Below are 24,868 nucleotides of genomic sequence, written 5' to 3' on the forward strand. Positions count from 1 at the left end.
ATTTATACTTCTTTGACATTAATAATATGGACAGGACATATTTTTTCTGCTTGTTCACAGGCCTCCAAAATGGTATAGTCTGGCGATTTTAAGGTGTGAAATCCTTTATTATTAGTGGCTCTCAACAAGACCGTTTTGCCGTCTTTTTTCGACATTTGAAACTGCTGAGGCGCAACTTCTACACAATAATTGCAACCAATACACTTGTCTCGTTGCAAGGTAATTACAATCATTCGCTGGTTACGATTTTATACATTTTATCAGATAATCGCACACGAAAAGGTAACTTAAGCGTACAATCATCTCCTTTGGTTGCTTTTTCTGCAGGTTGTTCATTGACAAACAAAGCTTCTATCGTCAATTCTTGAGCACCTGTACTGGGTCCAGTAATTAGAATACGATCACCTACTTTGATGTCATACGCCTCAATTTTGAACTCTCCAATGGATGCCTTTTGAAAGTAATGAGCTGCTTTACCAACATATACTTTCTTTTGTGTTGCATTGCTTCCAGGGTTATCACTCCATTCGCCTAACTTCTGTCCTAAATAGTATCCACTCCAGAAACCGCGGTTGTAAACTGTTTCTAAGGCGGCCATCCACGCTGCAACTTTTTCTTGGCTATACGTTCCTTCGGCAATGGCATCAATCGCTTCTCTATAGGTGCGAATGACAGTTGCTACATACTCTGGAGCTCTCCCTCGACCTTCAATTTTCAATACTTTTGCTCCAGCGTCAATCACTTGATCTAAGAAATCAATGGTACATAAATCTTTCGGAGACATCATATACTCATTGTCAATCTCGATTTCAAATCCACTTTCCTGATCGATAACGGTGTATTTTTTACGGCAATTTTGCTTGCATGCCCCGCGATTAGCAGATGAATTATGCGAATGCAAACTCAAATAACATTTTCCAGAAACGGCCATACACAGTGCTCCATGGCCAAAAATCTCAATCTCTACCAGATTTCCTGAAGGTCCTTTGACCTGCTCTCTTTCAATGGCTTCTGTAATTTTTTTGACTTGGCGCAGACTCAATTCACGCGATAATACAATGGTATCAGCAAATAAGCTATAAAACTTAACAGTTTCAATATTAGTCACGTTCAATTGCGTAGAAATATGCACTTCCAAACCGATTGCTCTAGCTGAGGCAATTACCGCTTGATCTGAAGCAATTACGGCTGTCAAATCGGCTTCTTTTGCCTTGTTGAGCAAGGTTTTTACTACAGACAAATCATGATCGTAAATAATCGTGTTTAACGTCAAGTAGGTACGTACATTTTTCTCCTTACAACGTCTGGCTATTTCGGGTAAATCATCCACCGAAAAATTCACCGTTGAACGTGCGCGCATATTCAATTGATCGACTCCAAAATACACTGAATCCGCTCCGTTGTCAATTGCAGCTTGCAACGACTCGAAATTTCCAGCGGGAGCCATCAATTCAACTCTTCCTGAAACTGTCATAGCTTATATATTTAATCTAGTATTTTAAAGATTTGGTCGTTTTTACGCACGCGGAAACCTAGCTCCATCGTCATGCGATCTCCCGCTTGCCCAACAGCAACCTCTTGTCCATTGACTAACATTTTGTCTAATGTCAAACGTTCCTCTCCAGTTGTTGGTCCGATAATGGCAATTTTATCTCCTATATTCACTTCTTTGTCTAGCAAAAATTGCCCGACACTTGCTTTGGTAAAATAATGTTGAACCGTTCCGATTAACTGTTTGCGCTCGACCTGTTTTTTTCTAATTTGAGTAACTGTACTCACCTTTACCGGTTGAATTTCTTCCGTCCCGTCAACATTTTTCTTGAATTTCAGCGACTCCGAACGTCCTTTTTTGAAAATTAAATTCCCTTTCTGAATCCCTTTTCTCAAATTCTTTTGTTCTTCAACAGGTAGTTGGATGATTTCTAAACATTCGTTTGAACAACATCCGTGCATGTGTTCTGCACAGTCGTCACATTGAATAAACAACAAATGACAAGCTTCATTTGCACAGTTTACGTGTACATCACAAGGTTTTCCACATTGATGGCAATTGGCAATTACATCATCTGTAATTCGCTCGCCCAAGCGGTGGTCAAATACGAAGTTTTTACCGATGAATTTACTCTCTAGTCCTTCGTCTTTTACCTGACGGGTATATTCAATAATACCCCCTTCTAATTGGTATACATTTTTGAATCCGTGGTGTTTGAAGTAAGCAGAGGCTTTTTCACAGCGAATTCCACCTGTACAATACATCAACAAATTTTTATCTTCCTTGATTTCTTCCAGTTGGTCTTTAATGATGGGCAATGATTCGCGGAAGGTATCCACGTCAGGGGTAATTGCACCCACGAAATGCCCTACTTCACTTTCATAGTGGTTACGGAAATCCACAACAACGGTGTTGGGATCTTCTAGTAGCTGGTTAAACTCTTTTGCTCTTAAGTGAATTCCTTTATTGGTTACATCAAACGTATCGTCGTTTAATCCATCCGCAACGATTTTATTTCTAACTTTTACGGTTAGCTTTAAAAAGGATAAATCGTCTTGTTCAACCGCAACATTCAGGCGAATGCCTTGCATAAAATCATACGCTTCCAAGGTTTGACGGAAAGCTTCGAATTTAGATGCGGGCACAGACATTTGTGCATTGATTCCCTCATGAGCTACATAGGTACGACCTAGGGCGTCTAACGCATTCCATGCTAAGAATAAATCATCTCTAAATTGTTGTGGGTTTTCGATTTTGGCATACGCATAGAAAGACAAAGTCAAGCGGTTTTCTCCTGCTTGTTCAATAAGTTCTGCTCTTTCTTCTGCGCTTAATGTGTTATACAGTTGCATGCTATATAAATTTAAGTGTAGAATAAATAAAAAAACGAAGATGAAATTCTAAATGGAAGAATTTCAAAGTGCAAAGATATGCATTTGATTTAAAAAACAAAGACCAAAATGCAAAAGACTGATTTATTTCACTATAAATCAGTCTTTTACAAAATTATACCTTTTTATTCTAAACGCTTCAGCGGTAAGTCTTCAATGGGCTTAATAATCAAAGGAAAACGCTCTACTTTCACCGCACTACTATCTAAACCGAACGCCTTTTCTTCTGATAAAGAGATCTTTTTCAAGAAGTCGTAGAGATCTAAAATAATCTTCTCTTTCATCGGCAGGTCGTTGTCGTAGGACAATTCTTTTTCGATTAACACATATTCAAAATCGCCAATAGCATCAATTTTATGTAGGGATTCATAACGCGTGGTAATATCGATTTCCCTTTGTAGCATCAATTCGGTAACCACTTGCTTCATCAACACATTGATGCGTTGCTCATTTCGGAATCCCAAGTAGAAATCAATGCGTAAAATATTTTGATGGGGGCCGTATTTTACGACTTTATATTCTAATTTATAAGGCTCATCGACTACATTCACATGGACAAACCAATAATTATCTGCTCGTTTTGGACGGCGATTAATAATGGAGAACATGGCTTTGTACTCAATTTTTGAAGGATTATAGGCATTGGTTAAATACACCAAGTTTGTCACGTATTTCGGCATACTTTGATCTTGACTTAAATCCGTCAAAATATCCTGATAATCGACGATATTCACAAGATCGGTATAGTTGCGTCTGATTCGCTTACCAAGGTAATTCACGGTCATAACCGCAGCTAGTACTCCGGCAATAATCACCGTTACATAACCTCCATGTGAGAATTTTTGCACATTGGAGATAAAGAAAGAAACTTCAATGGATAAATAAATAATTTCTACGATGATAATGATGATGAGCGGCACGCGTTTGAGCACCATAAAATACCCTAATAAAATGGTCGTCATAATCATACAAAGGGTGATGGCCAAACCATAGGCAGCCTCCATATTTCCAGACTCTTTAAAGTGTAATACGACGAAGACACACCCGATGAAAAGCAAGAAATTGATGGATGGGATATAGAGTTGGCCGCGAATATTCGTTGGAAATTTCACGCGTACTTTCGGCCATAAATTGAGTCGAATGGCTTCATTAATCAGGGTAAACGACCCACTAATTAAAGCTTGAGAAGCGATAACCGCCGCAAGTGTGGCAATTCCAATTCCAAAAGGCAAAAACCAATCAGGCATAACGAGATAGAACGGGTTTGCGGGTTGATCTGAGTTAGGACTTAAATCCATCAAGGTCGAACCTGCATGTTCAATCAACAACGCCCCTTGTCCGAAATAACTCAACACCAACATCGTTTTGACAAACATCCAACTGATTCGAATATTCTTGATTCCACAATGACCTAAATCACTGTATAATGCCTCTGCCCCAGTGGTACACAAAAACACAAATCCCAAAACCAAATAGCCTTCTGAATGAATAGTCAACAAATGAAAAGCATAATATGGGTTTAACGCTCTTAAAACACTTAGATTATCTATTAAATGACTAAATCCAAGAATCCCAAGCATCAAAAACCAAACCATCATCATTGGCCCAAAAAAACGCCCAATGGTTTTAGTACCAAACTGTTGAATAAAAAATATCCCCATTAAAATTCCGATAACGATGGGAATTGTTGCCAGTTCGGGTTGGTAAATCTTTAATCCCTCTACTGCAGAAGAAATAGAAATAGGTGGCGTGATAATTCCATCCGCAAGTAACGCACTACCCCCAATAATTGCAGGAACAATCAACCAAGGTTTTTTGAGTTTTTTCACCAAGGTAAACAGCGAAAAAATTCCTCCCTCCCCATTATTATCCGCTTTGAGCGTCAAAAAAACATATTTGATTGTGGTTTGCAAGGTTAAGGTCCAAAACACACAAGAAATAGCTCCTAAAACAACCTCTTCTTGAATGATAGCTTTTCCCATAATGGCTTTCATCACATAGAGCGGTGAAGTTCCAATATCGCCATAGATAATTCCCAAAGTAACCAATAGCGTACCTAGTGACACGCGATCGAGATGTGTCGATTTTGATTGTGACATCACAAAATATGATTTTAAATAATTGAATTCCGTGAACTTAACGTGTGTATTTTTTACAAAGGTATAAACTAAGCCCTTACAAAAATCAAATTGAATATGAAATTTACAGTCAAAGCCAACATAAACAAAGAAATTCTAAACTATACCCCTGCATTATTATCCATATTTATGATGTCCTACTAATTTACTAAAAAAATAACAGCTATAAACTCGCTTTTTGTTATAAAATAAAGCCACAAAAAGCACCCCATGCGATAAAAACACCGAAGTCTCAAGTATAATCACACTTTCACAAGCCGAAAGGAATAAAATAAGAGCAAGTAAAACCACTTGCGTTGCTACAATTTGTAGCATAATTGCATTCAAGTCAAAATCTCTAAAATTTTTATCTTATTTTTACATCAGTTACGAATCAATATTTCAAAAAAAATGAGTGCAGATAAAGAAGCTAAATTAAAAGCCTTACAGCTTACGTTAGATAAGTTAGACAAAACCTACGGAAAAGGGACTGTAATGAAATTGGGAGATACCGCTGTAGAAGAAGTTGAAGTAATCTCTTCAGGTTCCTTAGGTGTTGACTTAGCTTTAGGGGTAAATGGATATCCAAGAGGAAGAATTATTGAAATATATGGACCTGAATCATCAGGAAAAACAACTTTAACCTTACACGCGATTGCTGAAGCACAAAAAGCGGGAGGTATTGCGGCATTTATCGATGCAGAGCATGCTTTTGATCGTTTTTATGCACAAAAATTAGGAGTAGATATTGACAATTTAATCATTTCTCAACCCGATAATGGAGAGCAAGCATTAGAAATTGCAGAAAACTTGATTCGCTCTGGTGCAATTGATATTGTTGTGATTGACTCGGTTGCTGCCTTGACTCCAAAAGGAGAAATTGAAGGCGATATGGGAGATTCTAAAATGGGATTACACGCTCGTTTAATGTCACAAGCTTTACGTAAATTGACTTCAACCATTAGCAAAACGAATTGTACTGTATTCTTCATTAACCAATTGAGAGATAAGATTGGGGTTATGTTCGGAAGTCCTGAAACAACTACGGGAGGTAATGCATTAAAATTCTATGCATCAGTTCGTATTGATATTCGTCGCTCCACACAAATTAAAGATGGAGAAAACGTGATTGGTAACCGCACCAAGGTAAAAATTGTAAAAAACAAAGTTGCGCCTCCTTTCCGTACAGCAGAATTTGACATCATGTATGGCGAAGGTATTTCTAAAGTTGGAGAGGTACTTGATTTAGCTGTAGACTATGAAATTGTCAAGAAAAGTGGTTCTTGGTTCAGCTATGGAGACACGAAGTTAGGACAAGGTAGAGATGCTGTAAAATCATTGATCAAAGACAACCCAGAATTAATGGAAGAATTGGAATTAAAAATCAAAGAAGAAATTAAAAATAGAGAAGCTTAATTCAAGTTTTTCATGTAAAAAAGGCCAAAAAATCAATTGATTTTTTGGCCTTTTTTTTTACGTGTATAGTAAGCGCTATCCCTTTCGTTTAATGTTCCATTGAACGACTTCCTTATGAATAGCTTGATACGCTTGGTCTTTGATTTCTTTTTTATCCTCTTGGGTCATTCCCTTGGTCTCAATTGGCGGTAAAAGAACAACAGGCACTTGTCCTGGTTTACCCATTCCCCATTGAAACGGAAAATAGAATTTGAGGTATCCTATCGCAATTGGCGCAAGCGGAATCTGATGATCGATAGCCAAGCGAAATGCTCCATCCTTAAAACTATCCAGCACAATACTCGTATCATCCGGTACACCCCCCTCAGGAAAGATACAAATACTCAATCCTTGATTCAACTTATTTTGTGCACTTTGAAATACCTGATATCTACTTTTCGAATCTTTTCGATCCACCAAGATACAAGTCTTTTTATAGAAGAACCCAAAAATAGGCAACTTCGCTAATTCCTTCTTCCCAACAAATACAAAAGGATTGTCTTTCACCAACAACAACATCATCATGATATCCATCATCGAAGTATGATTGGCAATAAACATATAGCTTTTTCCTTTTACCCATGGATAAGCCGACTCAACGCGATAAGACATTCCCATGCCATAAAAGGTTAATCTCGCCCATAAACGAGCAACTTTATAGAAGGTAGCATAGGTTTGGTCAGACCAAATAGTTACAAGAAGGAAGGGAGATAACAAAAGTATTACGATGAGCATCCATAGGTAAAACCAACAGCGCCATACAACACTAAAAAACGTTCGGATGTATTTCATTCAACTGTGCATTTAAAATTTCTTGCAGCCTTTCAAAAGTAAAAAATAAAGAAATGTTAAACCAAGGAAAATCAAAAAAAGAAAAACAATCCCAACAAATGCTATATCTTTGCTATTATAATAAATACAAACACGCAATGGCTAAAATTCTAACAGGGGTTCAAAGTACAGGAACGCCACATTTAGGGAATCTCTTAGGGGCAATTCTACCAGCAGTAGAAATGGCTAACAACAAAGAGAATGAGTCTTTTATTTTTATTGCGAATTTACATTCAGCAACACAAATAAAAGATGCAAAAACATTACAGGAAAACACCTATAGTGTTGCGGCGACATGGCTTGCTTGTGGTTTAGATGTTAATCATGTAACTTTTTACCGCCAGTCTGACGTACCGCAAACGACAGAACTTACTTGGTATTTAAGTTGCTTTTTCCCTTTTCAACGTTTAACGTTAGCACACTCTTTCAAAGATAAAGCAGAGGTACTTGCTGATGTTAATACAGGGTTATTTACCTATCCTATGCTAATGGCTGCGGATATTTTATTGTATAACGCCAATTTTGTTCCCGTTGGAAAAGATCAATTGCAACATATTGAGATTACCCGTGATGTTGCTGCTCGCTTCAATCATCAAATGGGAGAAACATTTGTTCTACCCGAGGCAAAAATTTCAGAAGAGGTGATGATTGTACCAGGTCTTGATGGAAACAAGATGAGTAAATCGAGAAACAACATCATCAATATTTTTGAAAACGACAAAGCGTTAAGAAAACAAGTGATGAGTATTGAAACGGATAGTACGCCCTTAGAGGAGCCTAAAAATCCAGATACGTGTAATGTATTTACCATCTATAAATTATTAGCTACATCAGAGCAAATAGCACAGATGAGAGCAAAGTATGAAGCAGGGAATTATGGTTACGGACATGCTAAACAAGAATTATTTGAACTTATTGTTGAAAAATTCAAAGATATTCGTACAAAATATGATTACTATATCAATAACCTAGAAGAGGTAGACCGTTTATTGCTCACTGGTGCATCAAAGGCATCTGTTGTTGCTACAGAAACGCTAAATCGCGTTCGAGAAAAATTAGGATACGCAATTAAATAAGACTATAGGGGCATCTTCTTGTAAGATGCCCTATTTTTTTCTACTCCCCAATGCATTCAAAATACTTGCCCGGTAGAGGACGAACAAGCCCTTGTAATTCCAATTGCAGTAAAATAGTACTCACTTTATAGATAGGAAGACTGCAATTTTGAGCAATAAGGTCAATGACTTCACGCTGTACTTCGGCCAAGTAACTATAAACCTTCTTTTCTTCTCCATTGAGGTCAACAAATAATTGGGGTTGAATCACTTTATGCTCTTTTTTGGTTTTATTCCAATGGAGTATCTCAATTACTTCAACGGGATCACTGAGTAATTGCGCCCGATGGGATCGAATCAACTCATTACAGCCTTGACTCAAAATATCGTCAATTCTTCCCGGAACAGCAAACACCTCTCGATTGTAATCGTTGGCAAACGCGATGGAACTCATAGAACCGCCTTTAATCGCACTTTCTACCACAATTGTTGCTTGACTACTTCCAGCAACTAAGCGATTGCGTTGAATAAAATTCTCTCGATCAATTTTGCTCTGAATAGCAAATTCAGTCAACAAACCTCCTTTTTCCAACATATTCTCCGCAATTGTGGTATGCTTCGCGGGATAGATACGATTTAATCCATGTCCTAAAACACCGAATGTTTCCAGTCCAAAAGCGAGTGCTTGCTTGTGCACACAGATATCAATACCATACGCCAAACCACTAACTATAATTGGGTTATAGGCTTGTGCCACTTCCATAAAACGAGTACAAAAATCCAACCCCCTTGAGGTCGGATTGCGCGTTCCTACAATACTCACAACATTGCGCGAGGCCCAATTCGCAGTTACATTGCCCTTCGCAAAGAGCAAAATAGGACTATCCTCACATTGCCTCAAATAATAGGGATATTCTTTCGCCTGGTAAAACAACGGTTGAACACCTGCTTGTTCCATCAACTTTACTTCCTTCTCGGCCCAAGAGAATTCCCCCTTCTTTACAATTTGAGTGGCTAAAGATTCCGAAACGCGTTTGCTAATCAGTTCCTTAAACGAAGCATCAAAAACACCTTTAGCCGTTCCGAAATTTTCTATCAAGCGCTTTCCTATAATAGGTCCCACTCCATTCACTTTGGTTAAAGCTAAAGTGAAAAACAAGTCTTCTTCTTTCATTAAAAATATGTTAATTAATTAAATTTCCTTACCTTAGTAGAGCTAACATCAAAAATCTAACCATTCAATACCAATTACTTAAGAAGTGGCGATCGGTCGATTAAATTGTTAATAAAAAATTTCCGCATATTATTTGCTAAACCACTGGTTTAGACTACTTTTGTACTATGAAGATGACTCAATACATATCAGCCTTATTATATCGCTATCCCTGCGTTATTGTTCCAGGATTTGGTGCTTTTATCACTGAAATCCAATCGTCTTTTTACGATGTGGAAAAACAATTGTTTTTTCCTCCACAAAAGCGAATTTCTTTTAATAGAAATATTGTGAACAACGACGGTTTATTAGCGAATCACATTGCCACACAAGAGCGACTTTCTTACGAGGAAGCTGTTATGCGTATTCAAGCGATGGTTGCTGATTGGAATGATACCTTGACTTCTTTTGATTCATTAAGCTTAGCCTCTATAGGTACCTTTAGTTATAATGAAGAGAAGAGCTTGCAATTTGCTCCGATTCAAAATCAAAACTACTTGGCTACTTCATTCGGTTTATCTTCAGTAGGGGTTCAAGCAATTCAAAGAGAAGAAAATGCCGCTACACCAACCGTTATTGCGCTTGAAACCGCTAGAGGAAAAACAAGACGCACAGCGACATTCTTTAAATATGCTTCTGTGTTAGTTCTAACTTTAGGTATTGGTAGTGTATTGGTACAAAATGGTTATACAGCCTATGTAAATGACCAAACCTTGTCCATTGAAAACAACGTCCAATCACAAGTACAAAACAAGATTCAACAAGCCACTTTCATCATTGAGCCTGCAATAGATGCTATTGCGCTACCCGTTAAGGATGAAACTACAGTTGTAACAACTCCTTATCATTTAGTTGCGGCTGCTTTTAGAAGTGAGGAAAATGCTGCTATTGAGGTTGAAATCTTAAAAAAGAAAGGATTTGAAGATGCATCATTTTTAGGACGTACAAAATATGGTATGTATCCTGTTGTATATAGTAGTTTCACTACACATGAAGAAGCCAAAGATGCCTTAAAAGAAATTCACCGTGCAACAAATAAAGAAGCTTGGATTTTTATTAAATAATACGTTAAATATACCAACCGAACGCGAAACGTTCGGTTTTTTTTTGCTTTGTCTTTATCTTTGCCTAAAATAATTTTTTATGAAAGCAAAATTAGTATCTGAATCAGCCACTATAATCAGTGATCTAGTACTCCCAGGGGAGACAAATCCGTTAAACAATATGTTTGGAGGTGAACTATTAGCGCGAATGGACAGAGCCGCGGGAATTGCAGCTAGACGACATTCGAGAAGAATATGTGTTACTGCATCAGTCAATCACGTTGCTTTTAATAAACCCATTCCTTTGGGAAGCGTAGTCACCATCGAAGCGAAGATTTCAAGAGCTTTCACTTCATCGATGGAAATTTATCTAGACGTGTGGATTGAAGATCGCGAATCAGGCAATAAAACAAAAGCCAACGAAGCAATCTATACCTTCGTTGCGGTTGATGATATGGGAAATCCTGTACCAGTGCCTGAATTAATTCCCGAAACAGAATTAGAACACAAACGCTTTGATGCGGCCTTGAGAAGAAAACAACTGAGCTTAGTACTTGCAGGAAAAATGAAACCCAGCGACGCTACGGAATTAAAAGCTCTTTTTAATTAATAAAACAAACATGAAAAAAATTTTAATTGCTTTAGCAATGACTATTTGCTTGTTGCAAAGCACGGCAATTTTTGCTTGGGGAACTACAGGACATCGCGTTATAGCTGAGATAGCAGAAAGAAACTTAAACAAAAAAGCAAAGAAAGAATTAAAAAAAATCATTGGCAACCAACAATTGGCTTATTGGGCAAATTGGCCTGATTTCATTAAATCGGATCCTACGTGGAAATTTGCAGATAGCTGGCATTATGTTAATATGCCCGGTGATTTGAGTCGTCTTGCTTTTGACCAAGAATTGAGTAACTCTACAGATGAAAATTTATACAAGCGAGCACTTGTACTTATCGATGAATTAAAAAGTAATACCCTCACTTTAGAGCAAAAACAACAAAAATTGTATTTCTTGATCCACATCATTGGGGATGCACACCAACCGTTACACATTGGAAGATCTGAAGATTTAGGTGGAAACAGAGTAAAAGTAGAGTGGTTTAGAAAACCGACAAACCTACATAGCTTATGGGATTCTGCTTTAGTTGATTTCGACAAATACAGCTATACCGAATACGCGACAGTTTTAGATATTCACAATAAAACACATAATCAAACCCTGGTACAAGGCAGTTTAGAAGATTGGATTTTCGACTCTTATTCTATCGCTAATACACTTTACAACAGCGCAGAAGAAAACGAAAATTTAAGTTACCGTTATCACTTTGATTTCAAAGATACCGTAGAAGAACAACTTTTAAAAGGAGGCCTTCGTTTGGCAAAATTGTTGAACGAAATATACAACTAAAAAAACATCGGGCATCCCAATAAGGATGCCCGATGTTTTTTTATGCGAATTAATTATCTATATGTACTTCTCGATGAAGTTGAAGAGGAACTACCTCTAGACCCAGAGGAAGAACTGCCATAACTACTTCGAGATCCACTTGAGCTACTTCCCGAACTATAACTTGGATTACTGCTTCTTGAACTTGAACCATAGTTTGAAGTACTGCGAGAACTCGAACTGTTAGCACCTGAACTACCGTAATTACTACGAGAACTACCCGTGTTTCTCGAGCTACTATTTGACGAGCCATAACTACTACCCGATCCTGTTGAAGTGCTTCTCGAACTACTATTTGATGAACCATAGCTACTACGCGATCCATTTGAATTTGTATAACCGGTATTGTTATTTGACGAGCTATAATTACTACGTGAACTTTCATTATTCGAATTCACACTTGAATTACTATAACTACTGCGCGAAGAGGTTCCGCCCTCTCTATCTGTTAGCGATTCTCCGCGTTTATATGAGGTTGACGAAGAATAAGAACTACGTCCATTACTGTCGTCAATACGATTGATATTACGGGTTGACGTAGTTGATCCATACTCACTTCTCGAATTTGATTGACTAGTTGTTGAGCCATAATTACTCCTCGAATTTGATTGACCACTTGCCTCCGCATAAGAAGTCCTTGCATTCGATAACTCACGGCGGTTTGAATATCCATTATTTCTATCATAAAACGATCTATTCGGATTTGATCGTTCATAATAATCTCTTCTTACATCACTATATAATGTTCGAGTACCATTGCTATAATGGTTCGATGTATACACATAGCGATTGCTATAATTAATGTGATTGTGTACATGAACCATATAAGTTGCCGTTGGATAAGGCGAATAATAGGAATAATAAGAAGGATAATATCCCCAATACCATGAGGAATAGTAAGGGCGATATGATACCCCCCAGAACAAACTAAACACAGGCGGTGTTACAACATATACGGGTTCATAGATATAATTTGGTCCATACAAATAACTATTACCGACAATTTGCACAGAAACTTGATTTCTACGGCTATTTTTCTCAATTTCTATTGTAGCTACATCTTGATACATATCACGTCCTAAAACGGCTTGCACAACGATTAAATGGGCATTTCCTTCTACCACTTCAACAACTCGCAAATAGTCAACATAACCGTCGTTATTTAAATCGAGGTTATTGATACGCAAACTAGGATCATTCAATCGATATTCAAAATCTGCAAGATCTTTTGAGTCTCCAAAAATAGAAGCAACTGCTTGCAAATCCAAGTTATCGCTAATGTCATAGCTCTGGGCAGTTACTACTGCATTTTGTGCCTGCACTTGTGTAGCAAACACAAAAAATAAAACGATTATATTGTAATATAAAAACCTCATTTCTTCTACTATTTAAGTTAAACACTTGTTGTATTTCAAATAATGTGCCAACAAAATTACAACCAAGGTACAAAAAAAGCCCTTACCGATATGGTAAGGACTTCTTAAAATATACTAAACTTAATTCTTTTAACTATTTCAAGATCACAAACTCACTGCGTCTGTTGATCGCGTGGTCTTCTTCGGTGCAGTTCGCTTTACAATCAATCTTCGGTACACTTGGTCCGTAACCTTGTGATTCTAAACGATAGCCTTCAATGCCTTTTGACAACACATATTGAACCGTCGTTTTCGCGCGATTCTCAGACAACTTCTGGTTGTACGTCGCGCTTCCGCGATTGTCCGTATGAGAACCTACCTTGATGCGCATCTGTGGATTGCGCTTCATTACTTTTACCAATTTATCCAACTCCAAAGCACCTTGTTGGGTGATGTTGAATCGGTCAAATTCAAAGTAAACCTCTCCTAGGATGATCTCGTCTTTGGTCACGAGTACTTCAATAGGTCTCAAGCCAACCTGAACTAACTGACGACCTCCTTTGCGGTTCAATGGAACTTCTACCGACTTCCCTTCAAAGTCATCCATGTCTACTTGTAAGTGGTAAAATTTACCACAATCTACAACGTATTCCACAATTCCACGCTGATCTGCAAACTTCGTCTCAACTAAGTTCTTGCGATCGTCGTAAATATCTACGCGAGCTCCTGGTAAAAGCTGTCCGGTATCCTTGTGTGTTACCGTCACATACATCTCGGTATTACAAACTGGTTTGGCTTTGTAAATATCATCGCGACCAATGCGGTTCGTTGAGAAGAATCCAATGTCTTTACCGGGGTAAAAAGAAAAGGCGAAATCGTCTTTGGCCGTATTGATCGGCGATCCTAAATTCTTCGGTTCTGCTTGGGGAATGGCCAAGTCTACTACGTAAACGTCCAATCCTCCAAACCCTTTGCGAGAATCAGAAGCAAAGTACAACTTGCCCTCTTCGGAGATAAAAGGAAACGATTCGCGTCCTTCTGTATTGATTTGGCTACCCATATTCACGGGTGTTCCATAGTTACCCTCTTCATCGATATCCACTTTCCAGATATCTGTGCTACCCATGGTGCCTGGCATATCAGATGAAAAGTACAACGTACGTCCATCTTTGCTCACACTTGGGTTACTTACCGAGTAATCGCTGCCATTGAACGGTACAGGTTCGAAATCCGTCCATTTACCCTTTTTCTTCGTGGCTCTAAATACGCTAACCTTACCAAGCTTTACCAACTTAGCTTTGTTCTTGGTAAACTTTCCGGCGCGGAAACTCTCCGTAGCAAAGTACATCGTCTGACCATCTCCTGTTACTGTAGCTGGTCCATCGTGATACTTCGTGTTCAACTCCGATACGGGTTCTACATCATACAACGGATCTTCAGCGTTTTTGTATTTCGCTTGAAAGATATCTAAATACCCTTGGTTGTCCCAGCCGTATTTGTTCTTAGACTTATTGCCTTTGCGCGTAGAGGCAAAATAAAGCGTATCTCCTACCGTTAAAAAGGCGCCAAAATCATTCCCTTGACGGTCGTTGATTCCAGACTCTTCAAAGGTAAAAAGCTCCTCTTGTGCGCGTAAGCGAGGAATATAATCCGGCTCGCGCATAAAGGCGATAGCGCGTTGGTCCTCGGGATTGCGCTCTGAGAATTTACGCATTGCCGCATTGGACGAATCATAACGTCCACTAGCTTTTAACATCTGTGCGTAGCGATAGTACAATTCAGAATCTAAATCTGGATTCTTTTCTAAAGCTTTGCCATAGTATTTTGCTGCCTCGACCGTATTAAACACATTGTAATAACAATCCGCTAATTGTAAATAAATATAATTATCTGTCTTCGCCCCGCGAATTAACTTCTGATAAACCTTTGCTGCATCTACAAACTCGTAGTGCTTGTAATGCTCATCTGCAATCTCTAAAGGAGTTTTTATCGGCTCTTGGGCACTAACATTTTGAGTGAATAAAAATCCACCCAATAACAGTGCTAAATAAACCTTTCTTATTTTCATGCTGTACTTTTTATTCGATTAGAAATAACGAGAGGAACTGGATACTTTCTTAGACAAGAAAATGTCGTATAACACCATAAACTCGTGAGAACCCTTGGCTACTTTGTTGATATCCGATGTGATGTAATCATATGCATAACCAACGCGAAGCTGTGGGGTAACGCGGTAGTTAATCATTCCTCCAACAGCGTCCTCTAAGCGGTAACTAACTCCTGCTTCAATCTTGTTCAGGTACATCACATTCATATTCAAATCAAAGGATACTGGTGAATTCATCGCGTATTTGATCATCGTTGAGGGTTTTAATTTCCAATCTTGATCCAAGTCAAAAACATAACCTCCATTCAAATACATGTGAATCTCGCGTTGACCAAAGTTCTTCCCATCGTAATTCAAATAGTATTCTTTTATCATGTTGGGTACCCCTAATCCGATAAAGTATTTATCCGTATAGTAGTACGCTCCAATTCCAGCATTGAATAAGGTCGATTTGCTGTCTTGACCAAATGCAGGGTCATCCGCGTCAATCGTATAGCCATTTCCAATATCAGAAAATAGATTGGCACTGTGGAACGTTGCGCCTGCCTTGATTCCCAAAGCTAACTTGTGAACTCCTCCTAACTCTAAAGTATAAGAGAAGTCTCCGTAAATGTTGTTCTCCGTAACCGGACCGATGCGATCATTGATAAAAGACAAACCTACACCCACTTTTTTTCCTACTCTACTGTTGATGAAAAAAGTTCCCGTTTCAGGTGCCCCATCAAAGCCGGCCCATTGCTTGCGGTACAATGCTCCCATGGAAACAGCATCCTTTGAGCCAGCATAAGCAGGATTTACAACACTCATGTTGTACATATACTGCGTATACTGCGGATTCTGCTGCGCTTGCACCTCAAGACAACTAAGTAAACTCAGCACCCCTAATGTTAAATATATTCTTTTCATATACGGTTTAATTTTATAAATAGTAATAAAACAACTGTGTGCTTTCACACACAGTTGTTTGTTTTATTAATAATTAATTTGTACCCAACCTGTAATTGTTTTCTGTACCGTTTCAATCACATAAAAATACGTTCCTGATGGTAACTTATTACCCGATTTATCTTGTCCCATCCATTCTCTGGTATAACCTAAACCATGAGTATACACTTCACCACCGTTGCGGTTAAAAACCTTAAATTTCAACACTTTGTAATTAACAAGATCAAAATAATCATTTAGCCCATCTCCATTTGGTGAAATACCACGTGTAATCAAACAGTTAATTTCTTCTGGCTCTAAGGTAATTGTTTTTTCTTCAAAACAACCATCTGCAGTTGTAATATAAACAGTATAATCTCCTTTTTCAGAGACCGTAATTTCTTTTGTATCTGCTGTAAAACTGCCAGGTCCAACCCATTCAAACTTCGCATGATCCATGTCAATATTACCAGCAACATCAATAACTCTCATGTAATAGTTACCATCGTAACAATCTCCATCAAGTGCAATTTCGAAACGCTCAAAAATAGTAATCGTAACAGTATGCTTAACAGGTTCACCACACATCGTACTTGGCACTCCATAATAATACTCTACTTCATAAACACCAGCTGTACTTGAAGCTACATTAATTGTTCCTGTATTCGCATCTAGAGATAAACCACCTTTAGGTGCTTTACTCGGATCTTTTGGATTGGTATGACTTATTGTTTTATATGTAAACTTCCCTCCTGGCGTAAATTCTGAACCAGGGATAATTGGTAGCTGATCAATATTGTTAATACAAATTGGTCCTTCATACGAGAATTCTGCGTTAAAATAAGCCGTTGCTTTAATGCTAAGTGCAATCTCAAAATATCCTCTACACTCCTCGTTTTTATCGCGATACACTTCAACAAAAATAGATTCATTTCCAGAAGATTGATATTGATCTTCCATTTCAAACGCATTTCTTTGCGCATTAAAATCTGCTAAAGTATGATAATATCTATGTTTAATTGTTGTTGCTTCAGGATGATTAGCAAGAGCCTCATCTACCACGCTTTTTACTTCAAACATAGCATACCCAACATTTTCTAAATCACACAATTCTATTTTTTTAGGTAAACGAAGACTAATTGGTTCGTAGAATGTAATCACTACTTCATCCTCTGGATTTTCTTCACAAAGATCTTTTTCCACACGTACGCGGTAGGTTCCCGATTCTATAACGGTTAATTTATTCGTATTAAATACAGCTGGATCAAGCATTTCTCCATCTTTAAACCAAGTGTATGTCATATCCTCCGTTGAACCTGCAGCTGAGATTTTAGCATTAATTTCATAAGAATCTCCTGCACATAGATATTGATCTTCACCTAAATCCACTTCACACAAGAATTTACAGTCTGTTGTCCCAGCATTATTTAGATTTCCATTTGTTTGTACGAGCTTAATAAAACCTGGGCCTCTATTGAAATTCGTAATCAATATCGCATAGATTTGCCCTCTTCTAGCATTGCGTATTGTTAATTTCTCAATAGCAGAGGTAGAGTAATTACAATCTATCACATTACCGATTGGATATCGACCATCATTCGGATTAGAATTACTCGTACAACCTGCACAAGGTCCTAAAATGGCCTCTGCACAAGCTTGATCTAAATTATCAAAAGGTCCAAAAGCTACAAAATCAACATCCATAGTAGCTCCAGTAGGAGTTCCATTAGCATCAAATTGCGAGTTTTGAATAATGTCAAATACCAACTCCCCATCTTGATCTATCTTCAAGAAATACCAAACAGGAAATCTTACTGAAGTAACACATGCTATTGCTGTATTACTTCCATATGGATATTCTTCAGCTCCATTTTCAGTATTGTTATTTGGGAAAATAATTCCTTCCGGTCCAGCACAGAAAGGTTCTGCATCTAAAATACTTGTACTAGAAGTTCTCACTTTTATTTTTCTCCACATACTAACTGTTCCTCCTTCGCAAATATTACGGACATAAAAATAATAATCTGTATTTACAGTTAGTTCTGTTGCTGAATAGTTTGGTTCTTGAACTCTTCTGATATTTGCGTCCGCAGGTTCTGTTAAATCAGTAGTCTCAATTGCCACATCCCATTCTGATATTCCCTCTTGAGAATCCCATCCATAATTGATATAATCACTTCCTGAACATGCGCTTAAACCTGTAACTCTAGGACATGTTATCTGTTCTAATTTAACGTTATCAATAGCTCCTGCAGGATCATTCCCTCCACTACCGTCATTTCGCCATTCAAAAACAAGTCTTAGGCTTCTTCCGGCATAATTTGCAACTTCAACACTTTCGATAACCGTCGTAAAGTTTTCCTGAACATTGCGGTTTCCTCCTATTTGAATTCGATTCGCTCCAGCAGCAATTTGGGTTCCTAAAACTGGATTAAACGTAACTGGTACAATCCATACTCTGATATAATCACAACATGATTCCCCTACAGCTCTCCAGTCAAAACTCAATTTTGCTTCAATCGCATCCGCTGGAATCTCAATATCGCGATAAGCATGTGCTACTGTTGCTGTTGAATTGTTATAAGTATTAGTTACACCTTCATCTTTTGTTACATAGAGTGATTTTGTTCCTCCGTTATTAACCGCAGTACCAAGCACCCATTTATTCAATGAGTTACTTCCTGTCGACCAGTTATTATCTCCTTCAAAGTCATCTTCGAAAGGCAACGTACCAGGAATTTGCCCTGTTAAAATTGGCAATTGTACCCAGAAGCTCTTATCTGTAGCACTACAAACCGTTCTCACCCAAACATAATATTGTGTATTAGGGGTTAAACCAGTTATAGTATACGGATTATCTGTCGTTACTACAGACCCTGTAACTGTTGCTCCAGGATTCGTAGCAGTTGTAGTATAATATACTTCATATTGTGTTTGTCCTGTCACTCCAGTCCAAGCTATTGTTGCTGTAGTTGAAGTAATCGCATTCAATTGCAAAGCCGTTGGAGCAGAACAAGTAATAACAGACACTTCTACATTGTCAATTGCCCCTGGAGGTTGAGCACCTCCGCTTCCATCTTGTCTCCATTCAAAAACCAAACGCATGGTTTGACCAGCAAAAGCAGTGGCATTTACCACTAATTGCTCTCTTAAGAATGCGGTATTGGCATTATATTGAGTTCGACCTAGCTGTACTCTATCTGTCGCAGTTGAAATTTGGGTACCTGGTGTAGGAATAAAAGATGCAGGAACCATCCATACTCTAAAGTAATCCCATGTTCCTCCTTCACCTACACAACGCCAATCAAAATTAACAGCAATTTCATTTGTCCCAGCAGGAATTACCAAATCTCTATATGCATGAGCTACAGTTGCAGCAGTAAGATCATACGTATTTGTAGTTCCATTGTCTTTTGAAATATAAAGCGATTTAGTTCCACCGTTTTGAGCAGCAGTACCTACCACCCATTTATTAACGGAGTTACTGCCTTTACTCCAATTATCTTGCCCTTCAAAACCATCAATATAAGGTAATTCTCCAGGAACTTGCCCTGTTAAAATTGGCAATTGTACCCAGAAGCTCTTATCTGTAGCACTACAAACCGTTCTCACCCAAACATAGTATTGTGTATTAGGAGTTAAACCAGTTATAGTATACGGGTTATCTGTCGTTACTACAGACCCTGTAACTGTTGCTCCAGGATTTGTAGCTGTTGTAGTATAATATACTTCATATTGTGTTTGCCCTGTCACTCCAGTCCAAGCTATTGTTGCTGTAGTTGAAGTAAACGCATTCAATAGCAAAGCTGTTGGAGTAGAACAAGTAATAGCAGACACTTCTACATTATCAATTGCCCCTGGAGGTTGAGCACCTCCGCTTCCATCTTGTTTCCATTCAAAAACCAAACGCATGGTTTGACCTGCAAAAGCAGTAGCATTTACCACTAATTGCTCTCTTAAGAATGTTGCATTGGCATTATATTGAGTTCGACCTATCTGCACTCTATCTGTCGCAGTTGAAATTTGGGTACCTGGTGTAGGAATAAAAGATACAGGAACCATCCATACCCTAAAGTAATCCCATGTTCCTCCTTCACCTACACAACGCCAATCAAAATTAACAGCGATTTCATTTGTTCCCGCAGGAATTACCAAATCCCTATATGCATGTGCTACGGTAGAAACATCCGTATCATATGTATTTGTCGTTCCGTTATCCTTAGAAACATACAAGGATTTTGTACCTCCGTTTTGTACAGCAGTGCCTACTACCCATTTATTTACAGTATGATTCGTATAACTAAAGTTCACCGTACCTTCAAAATCTTCTGAATAAGGCAACGTTGCCGCTACTTGTCCTGTCGTAAAAACAGTTGGATCAGAAAATGTAGAGGTTTCAGTTGCTCCACAATTTGCACGAACATATAAAGAATACGTTGTGGATGGAGTCAATCCAGAAACGGTCACTGGCAAGGTAGTTAAATCTGTAACTGTTCCAGCATTCACTAAGCCTGTAGCTCCAGAGCCAGCAGTTCCTTCGGTTCTAATTTCATAAGAAACCCCTGTCGTTGAATTGCGATTCACTACATTAAAACTAACTGTTGTAGCAGTAGTATTCGTCAATATCGCACTAGTTGATGGACAAGTAATTTCAGGGCCAAACGTCAATCTAATATTAGGACGATTTGCTTGTGCACTTAGATTAGTCGTAGGAGGATCCGTATCTTTAGTTACAGTAAAATGCATATTTGTAGCAGCTGTACTCTTGATATTGAAGGTAGATCCACCTCCTGAACCTCCATAATTTGTTTCAACTAATACTAATAATTTTTTATTTCCTCCCGTAAAATTAAAGGAAGACAAAAAAGTAATAGGATAAAATCCAGTAGCTGTAGGGCGTACAACTCCATCAAACATCAGTGTTGCATTGGCAATATAGCTTGCCCAATCATTTGCAACCAATGTGCTCTCTTCTATCTCCTTTAAGAAAATCCTAACGGGTCTAGCCTGTCCCACTGTTCCTATTTCCCAAGCAACTTGATTGATAAATCCCACTTGACCTATCTCCGTTGCTGTATAAAGAGCAGCTGATCGTTCATAGCCCCAAAGAGCCCCCATGGGGTATCTTTCTAGCGTTGTACCTGTGCCAATTACAACCTCTTGCCCATAAGTAAAAAAAACACTCAGCAAGAAGCAGAAAAGCACTGCAAATCTTTTCATCCGTTTTAAGTTTTAAGTTAGTTAACGTCAAATATAGAATTTTTTTATACAAAGATTAACAAAATGAAGTTATGTACTATCGGCAAACTCTTAGCTATAAAGGTTTTTTATTACCAATAGCTCATAATAAAAAATAAATCCATTCACTATATTCTTTTTTTTAAGTTAAAAAACTTACATCGCAAACAATAACAACTAAAATATTTAAAATATAGTTTTTTTCACAAATTCATTCAAGTTCTCAGAAATTCAATCATTTAACATTTATTACCTTCTTTTTTTTCAACAAAAAAAAGTCCCTACCATCGTAAATGGTAAGGACTTCTTAAAATATACTAAACTTAATTCTTTTAACTATTTCAAGATCACAAACTCACTGCGTCTGTTGATCGCGTGGTCTTCTTCGGTGCAGTTCGCTTTACAATCAATCTTCGGTACACTTGGTCCGTAACCTTGTGATTCTAAACGATAGCCTTCAATGCCTTTTGACAACACATATTGAACCGTCGTTTTCGCGCGATTCTCAGACAACTTCTGGTTGTACGTCGCGCTTCCGCGATTGTCCGTATGAGAACCTACCTTGATGCGCATCTGTGGATTGCGCTTCATTACTTTTACCAATTTATCCAACTCCAAAGCACCTTGTTGGGTGATGTTGAATCGGTCAAATTCAAAGTAAACCTCTCCTAGGATGATCTCGTCTTTGGTCACGATTACTTCAATAGGTCTCAAGCCAACCTGAACTAATTGACGACCTCCTTTGCGGTTCAATGGAACCTCTACAGACTTCCCTTCAAAGTCATCCATGTCTACCTGTAAGTGGTAAAATTTACCACAATCTACAACGTATTCCACAATTCCACGCTGATCTGCAAACTTCGTCTCAACTAAGTTCTTGCGATCGTCGTAAATATCTACGCGAGCTCCTGGTAAAAGCTGTCCGGTATCCTTGTGTGTTACCGTCACATACATCTCGGTATTACAAACTGGTTTGGCTTTGTAAATATCATCGCGACCAATGCGGTTCGTTGAGAAGAATCCAATGTCTTTACCGGGGTAAAAAGAAAAGGCGAAATCGTCTTTGGCCGTATTGATCGGCGATCCTAAATTCTTCGGTTCTGCTTGGGGAATGGCCAAGTCTACTACGTAAACGTCCAACCCTCCAAACCCTTTGCGGGAATCAGAAGCAAAGTACAACTTGCCCTCTTCGGAGATAAAAGGAAACGATTCGCGTCCTTCTGTATTGATTTGGCTACCCATATTCACGGGTGTTCCATAGTTACCCTCTTCATCGATATCCACTTTCCAGATATCTGTGCTACCCATGGTGCCTGGCATATCAGATGAAAAGTACAACGTACGTCCATCTTTGCTCACACTTGGGTTACTTACCGAGTAATCGCTGCCATTGAACGGTACAGGTTCGAAATCCGTCCATTTACCCTTTTTCTTCGTGGCTCTAAATACGCTAACCTTACCAAGCTTTACCAACTTAGCTTTGTTCTTGGTAAACTTTCCGGCGCGGAAACTCTCCGTAGCAAAGTACATCGTCTGACCATCTCCTGTTACTGTAGCTGGTCCATCGTGATACTTCGTGTTCAACTCCGATACGGGTTCTACATCATACAACGGATCTTCAGCGTTTTTGTATTTCGCTTGAAAGATATCTAAATACCCTTGGTTGTCCCAGCCGTATTTGTTCTTAGACTTATTGCCTTTGCGCGTAGAGGCAAAATAAAGCGTATCTCCTACCGTTAAAAAGGCGCCAAAATCATTCCCTTGACGGTCGTTGATTCCAGACTCTTCAAAGGTAAAAAGCTCCTCTTGTGCGCGTAAGCGAGGAATATAATCCGGCTCACGCATAAAGGCGATAGCGCGTTGGTCCTCGGGATTGCGCTCTGAGAATTTACGCATTGCCGCATTGGACGAATCATAACGTCCACTAGCTTTTAACATCTGTGCGTAGCGATAGTACAACTCAGAATCTAAATCTGGGTTCTTTTCTAAAGCTTTGCCATAGTATTTTGCTGCCTCGACCGTATTAAACACATTGTAATAACAATCCGCTAATTGTAAATAAATATAATTATCTGTCTTCGCCCCGCGGATTAACTTCTGATAAACCTTTGCTGCATCTACAAACTCGTAGTGCTTGTAATGCTCATCTGCAATCTCTAAAGGAGTTTTTATCGGCTCTTGGGCACTAACATTTTGAGTGAATAAAAATCCACCCAATAACAGTGCTAAATAAACCTTTCTTATTTTCATGCTGTACTTTTTATTCGATTAGAAATAACGAGAGGAACTAGATACTTTCTTAGACAAGAAAATGTCGTATAACACCATAAACTCGTGAGAACCCTTGGCTACTTTGTTGATATCCGATGTGATGTAATCATATGCATAACCAACGCGAAGCTGTGGGGTAACGCGGTAGTTAATCATTCCTCCAACAGCGTCCTCTAAGCGGTAACTAACTCCTGCTTCAATCTTGTTCAGGTACATCACATTCATATTCAAATCAAAGGATACTGGTGAATTCATCGCGTATTTGATCATCGTTGAGGGTTTTAATTTCCAATCTTGATCCAAGTCAAAGACATATCCTCCGTTCAAATACATGTGAATCTCGCGTTGACCAAAGTTCTTCCCATCGTAATTCAAATAGTATTCTTTTATCATGTTGGGCACCCCTAATCCGATAAAGTATTTATCCGTATAGTAGTACGCTCCAATTCCAGCATTGAATAAGGTCGATTTGCTGTCTTGACCAAATGCAGGGTCACCCGCGTCAATCGTATAACCATCGCCAATATCAGAAAATAGATTGGCACTGTGGAACGTTGCGCCTGCCTTGATTCCCAAAGCTAACTTGTGAACTCCTCCTAACTCTAAAGTATAAGAGAAATCTCCGTAAATGTTGTTCTCCGTAACCGGACCGATGCGATCATTGATAAAAGACAAACCTACACCCACTTTTTTTCCTACTCTACTGTTGATGAAAAAAGTTCCCGTTTCAGGTGCCCCATCAAAGCCGGCCCATTGCTTGCGGTACAATGCTCCCATTGAAACAGCATCCTTTGAGCCAGCATAAGCAGGATTTACAACACTCATGTTGTACATATACTGCGTATACTGCGGATTCTGCTGCGCTTGCACCTCAAGACAACTAAGTAAACTCAGTACCCCTAATGTTAAATATATTCTTTTCATATAC

The 24,868-nt window shown here is 38.5% G+C and carries 17 protein-coding genes; 5 read left to right on the forward strand and 12 right to left on the reverse strand.

Going from position 1 to position 24,868, the window contains the following annotated elements; translation table 11 throughout:
- Positions 1-2: 2 nt before the first annotated feature.
- From FBR08_RS06175 to FBR08_RS06190, 4 genes are all read right to left on the reverse strand, one after another.
- Entirely contained in the window at positions 3-233 is a 231-nt protein-coding gene (locus tag FBR08_RS06175) for a ferredoxin (RefSeq protein WP_158961923.1), read from the reverse strand.
- Positions 230-1,474: a U32 family peptidase gene (locus tag FBR08_RS06180; protein WP_158961924.1), complete on the reverse strand. Its 1,245-nt coding sequence runs from the start codon at positions 1,472-1,474 to the stop codon at positions 230-232. The genes FBR08_RS06175 and FBR08_RS06180 overlap by 4 nt, the downstream gene beginning before the upstream one ends.
- 11 nt (positions 1,475-1,485) lie before the next feature.
- Positions 1,486-2,844 (reverse strand): oxygen-dependent tRNA uridine(34) hydroxylase TrhO, encoded by a 1,359-nt coding sequence (gene trhO, locus FBR08_RS06185; RefSeq protein WP_158961925.1) that lies wholly within the window; start codon positions 2,842-2,844, stop codon positions 1,486-1,488.
- Between the two features lie 164 nt (positions 2,845-3,008).
- On the reverse strand, positions 3,009-4,982 hold the full coding sequence (locus FBR08_RS06190; protein ID WP_158964189.1) for a KUP/HAK/KT family potassium transporter: 1,974 nt from the start codon (positions 4,980-4,982) through the stop codon (positions 3,009-3,011).
- A gap of 429 nt (positions 4,983-5,411) precedes the next feature.
- On the opposite strand from FBR08_RS06190, the gene recA reads away from it, so the two are divergent.
- On the forward strand, positions 5,412-6,416 hold the full coding sequence (recA, locus tag FBR08_RS06195; protein WP_158961926.1) for a recombinase RecA: 1,005 nt from the start codon (positions 5,412-5,414) through the stop codon (positions 6,414-6,416).
- Between the two features lie 75 nt (positions 6,417-6,491).
- On the opposite strand, the gene FBR08_RS06200 is transcribed toward recA, so the two are convergent.
- Entirely contained in the window at positions 6,492-7,247 is a 756-nt protein-coding gene (locus FBR08_RS06200; protein ID WP_158961927.1) for a lysophospholipid acyltransferase family protein, read from the reverse strand.
- 137 nt (positions 7,248-7,384) lie between these two features.
- On the opposite strand from FBR08_RS06200, the gene trpS reads away from it, so the two are divergent.
- Positions 7,385-8,362, forward strand: a complete 978-nt coding sequence (trpS, locus tag FBR08_RS06205) for a tryptophan--tRNA ligase (protein WP_158964191.1) — start codon at positions 7,385-7,387, stop codon at positions 8,360-8,362.
- 40 nt (positions 8,363-8,402) lie between these two features.
- On the opposite strand, the gene dprA is transcribed toward trpS, so the two are convergent.
- Positions 8,403-9,515, reverse strand: coding sequence for a DNA-processing protein DprA (gene dprA / locus FBR08_RS06210; RefSeq protein ID WP_158961928.1), 1,113 nt, complete (start codon positions 9,513-9,515; stop codon positions 8,403-8,405).
- Between the two features lie 173 nt (positions 9,516-9,688).
- Between dprA and FBR08_RS06215 the strand changes: the two genes are divergently transcribed.
- The 3 genes from FBR08_RS06215 (at position 9,689) to FBR08_RS06225 (ending at position 12,006) form a co-directional block, all read left to right on the forward strand.
- Positions 9,689-10,618, forward strand: coding sequence for an HU domain-containing protein (locus FBR08_RS06215; RefSeq protein WP_158961929.1), 930 nt, complete (start codon positions 9,689-9,691; stop codon positions 10,616-10,618).
- A gap of 79 nt (positions 10,619-10,697) precedes the next feature.
- Positions 10,698-11,207, forward strand: coding sequence for an acyl-CoA thioesterase (locus FBR08_RS06220; RefSeq protein WP_158961930.1), 510 nt, complete (start codon positions 10,698-10,700; stop codon positions 11,205-11,207).
- A gap of 10 nt (positions 11,208-11,217) precedes the next feature.
- Entirely contained in the window at positions 11,218-12,006 is a 789-nt protein-coding gene (locus FBR08_RS06225) for a S1/P1 nuclease (protein ID WP_158961931.1), read from the forward strand.
- Between the two features lie 53 nt (positions 12,007-12,059).
- On the opposite strand, the gene FBR08_RS06230 is transcribed toward FBR08_RS06225, so the two are convergent.
- The 6 genes from FBR08_RS06230 to FBR08_RS06255 all read right to left on the reverse strand — a co-directional run bounded on the left by FBR08_RS06230 (position 12,060) and on the right by FBR08_RS06255 (position 24,864).
- Entirely contained in the window at positions 12,060-13,421 is a 1,362-nt protein-coding gene (locus tag FBR08_RS06230) for a hypothetical protein (protein WP_158961932.1), read from the reverse strand.
- Between the two features lie 133 nt (positions 13,422-13,554).
- Complete coding sequence (locus FBR08_RS06235; protein WP_158961933.1) at positions 13,555-15,468, reverse strand: OmpA family protein; 1,914 nt, start codon at positions 15,466-15,468, stop codon at positions 13,555-13,557.
- Between the two features lie 18 nt (positions 15,469-15,486).
- Complete coding sequence (locus FBR08_RS06240; protein WP_158961934.1) at positions 15,487-16,413, reverse strand: PorP/SprF family type IX secretion system membrane protein; 927 nt, start codon at positions 16,411-16,413, stop codon at positions 15,487-15,489.
- A 66-nt stretch (positions 16,414-16,479) separates the two neighbouring features.
- A complete protein-coding gene (locus FBR08_RS06245; protein WP_158961935.1) occupies positions 16,480-21,651 on the reverse strand; it encodes a fibronectin type III domain-containing protein in 5,172 nt (1,723 codons plus the stop codon).
- A 354-nt stretch (positions 21,652-22,005) separates the two neighbouring features.
- Positions 22,006-23,919, reverse strand: a complete 1,914-nt coding sequence (locus FBR08_RS06250) for an OmpA family protein (RefSeq protein ID WP_158961936.1) — start codon at positions 23,917-23,919, stop codon at positions 22,006-22,008.
- Positions 23,920-23,937: 18 nt separating this feature from the next.
- On the reverse strand, positions 23,938-24,864 hold the full coding sequence (locus FBR08_RS06255; RefSeq protein ID WP_158961937.1) for a PorP/SprF family type IX secretion system membrane protein: 927 nt from the start codon (positions 24,862-24,864) through the stop codon (positions 23,938-23,940).
- Positions 24,865-24,868: the final 4 nt, after the last annotated feature.

The organism is Myroides fluvii (assembly GCF_009792295.1).
GTDB classification, from domain to species: domain Bacteria; phylum Bacteroidota; class Bacteroidia; order Flavobacteriales; family Flavobacteriaceae; genus Flavobacterium; species Flavobacterium fluvii_A.

Excerpts from the sequence above, each read along its gene's own strand:
- FBR08_RS06220 (WP_158961930.1), top strand. The coding sequence starts at position 10,698 with ATGAAAGCAAAATTAGTATCTGAATCAGCCACTATAATCAGTGATCTA.
- trpS (WP_158964191.1), top strand. The coding sequence starts at position 7,385 with ATGGCTAAAATTCTAACAGGGGTTCAAAGTACAGGAACGCCACATTTA.
- FBR08_RS06180 (WP_158961924.1), bottom strand. The coding sequence starts at position 1,474 with ATGACAGTTTCAGGAAGAGTTGAATTGATGGCTCCCGCTGGAAATTTC.
- recA (WP_158961926.1), top strand. The coding sequence starts at position 5,412 with ATGAGTGCAGATAAAGAAGCTAAATTAAAAGCCTTACAGCTTACGTTA.
- FBR08_RS06200 (WP_158961927.1), bottom strand. The coding sequence starts at position 7,247 with ATGAAATACATCCGAACGTTTTTTAGTGTTGTATGGCGCTGTTGGTTT.
- trhO (WP_158961925.1), bottom strand. The coding sequence starts at position 2,844 with ATGCAACTGTATAACACATTAAGCGCAGAAGAAAGAGCAGAACTTATT.
- FBR08_RS06225 (WP_158961931.1), top strand. The coding sequence starts at position 11,218 with ATGAAAAAAATTTTAATTGCTTTAGCAATGACTATTTGCTTGTTGCAA.
- FBR08_RS06175 (WP_158961923.1), bottom strand. The coding sequence starts at position 233 with ATGATTGTAATTACCTTGCAACGAGACAAGTGTATTGGTTGCAATTAT.
- dprA (WP_158961928.1), bottom strand. The coding sequence starts at position 9,515 with ATGAAAGAAGAAGACTTGTTTTTCACTTTAGCTTTAACCAAAGTGAAT.
- FBR08_RS06245 (WP_158961935.1), bottom strand. The coding sequence starts at position 21,651 with ATGAAAAGATTTGCAGTGCTTTTCTGCTTCTTGCTGAGTGTTTTTTTT.
- FBR08_RS06240 (WP_158961934.1), bottom strand. The coding sequence starts at position 16,413 with ATGAAAAGAATATATTTAACATTAGGGGTGCTGAGTTTACTTAGTTGT.
- FBR08_RS06255 (WP_158961937.1), bottom strand. The coding sequence starts at position 24,864 with ATGAAAAGAATATATTTAACATTAGGGGTACTGAGTTTACTTAGTTGT.
- FBR08_RS06235 (WP_158961933.1), bottom strand. The coding sequence starts at position 15,468 with ATGAAAATAAGAAAGGTTTATTTAGCACTGTTATTGGGTGGATTTTTA.
- FBR08_RS06230 (WP_158961932.1), bottom strand. The coding sequence starts at position 13,421 with ATGAGGTTTTTATATTACAATATAATCGTTTTATTTTTTGTGTTTGCT.
- FBR08_RS06250 (WP_158961936.1), bottom strand. The coding sequence starts at position 23,919 with ATGAAAATAAGAAAGGTTTATTTAGCACTGTTATTGGGTGGATTTTTA.
- FBR08_RS06215 (WP_158961929.1), top strand. The coding sequence starts at position 9,689 with ATGACTCAATACATATCAGCCTTATTATATCGCTATCCCTGCGTTATT.
- FBR08_RS06190 (WP_158964189.1), bottom strand. The coding sequence starts at position 4,982 with ATGTCACAATCAAAATCGACACATCTCGATCGCGTGTCACTAGGTACG.